The organism is Mesorhizobium sp. B1-1-5, assembly GCF_006443065.1.
Classification (GTDB): Bacteria; Pseudomonadota; Alphaproteobacteria; order Rhizobiales; family Rhizobiaceae; genus Mesorhizobium.
The window spans coordinates 1-1,306 of record NZ_VFWS01000443.1; the positions used below are offsets into that span (position 1 = coordinate 1).

Below are 1,306 nucleotides of genomic sequence, written 5' to 3' on the forward strand. Positions count from 1 at the left end.
CCTCCAGCTCCGCGCGGTTGGAACCGACGACGGTCCAGAAGGTCAGCGATATCTTCTTGTTGGAGGGCACGCGAACCTGGCGGCGCAGCGAGGCGACGGGATCGAGGGTGAAGCCGGAATGGCCGCCAAGCCGGGCGCCCGGATCGAACGCCGCAGCGTCGACGATGGTGCGGCCGCGGCCGATGAAGGCGCGCCTGTCGGTCTCGGCTTCGGCGTCGCGCGCCGGACCGGACGGGTCGGTGACGAAATGCACCATCGTCACGTCTGGCTCGCTAGTCTCACGCTTGCGCCGCGTGGCGAAGATCGCCCCATTGTTGGGGGCAATTTCGGTCTCCACGAACATTTTCGAGAAGGCGGGATGGGCATTGTCAGATACCTCCAGGCCCAGCACGAGCTCGGCGAAGGAGGTCACTTCGATGTGGCGGTCGGTCGGTCCCTCGTTGAACAGCGTCACGCGCCGGCCTTCGCCATTGCCTTCCGAGATGACGATGCATTCGACCTCGGAGCGCAGCGTGCCGACCAGTTTGACGAAGCTCGCCTTGTCGTCGGAGAACAGCGTCTGGGTGCGCTCCTCGGCCGCGCGCTTGGGCTCCGCCGTCGCCGACCACCAATCACCAGTGCCGGCGTCGCGCAGGAAAATGTAGGAGCCGAGCCGGTCCTCGGTCGGGTCCGGCTGCCAGCGCGTGACGGACAGATCGCCCCACCGGCTGTAGCCGGAGCCTGGCGCGGTGACCATCACCGAATAGCGGCCGTTCGACATCACGTTGGTCGAACGCAGCGCCCGCACAGGATCGAGCACGATGCGGGTGTCGGGACTCTCGGTTTCGGTCTCGTCCTTCGCCCGTTCGTCCGCCTCGGTCCTGACGGTCGCGGTCGGGATGTCGCGCGGCGCCCTCTCCTGGAGCAGAAGATCGGCCGACTCGATGACCGGATCGCTGTGGAAACGGTCGCGCAGGCGCCCATCGAAAATGGCATCGGCCACCGCCGCGATCGACATGCCGGAATGGTGGGCCATGTAGTTCTGCACGACGACGTGATCGGTGCCTTCCGGCACGCGCTGCGGCGTGAAATCGACCGCGTCGTAGTAACCATGGCGGCCAAGCGCGCCGAGTTCCCGCAGGCGCGCTAGGTTCTGCACCGCTTCACGCGGGTTGAACTGCGCGGCCAGCACGGTGGCGTAAGGCGCGATCACCGTGTTCTGGCCAAGACCGCGCTTCAGCCCGAGACCGGGCACGCCGAAATTGGTGTACTGGTAGGTCAGCTCGCGGTCGCGGGCGTTGTAGGCCGCTTCCGAAATGCCCCAGGG

Annotated in this window: 1 protein-coding gene; it reads right to left on the reverse strand. The window is 66.8% G+C overall.

What is annotated here, in order from left to right:
• Positions 1–1,306: glucoamylase family protein (locus FJ980_RS32215; RefSeq protein ID WP_281406360.1), on the reverse strand; the 1,306-nt coding region annotated here is incomplete at both ends.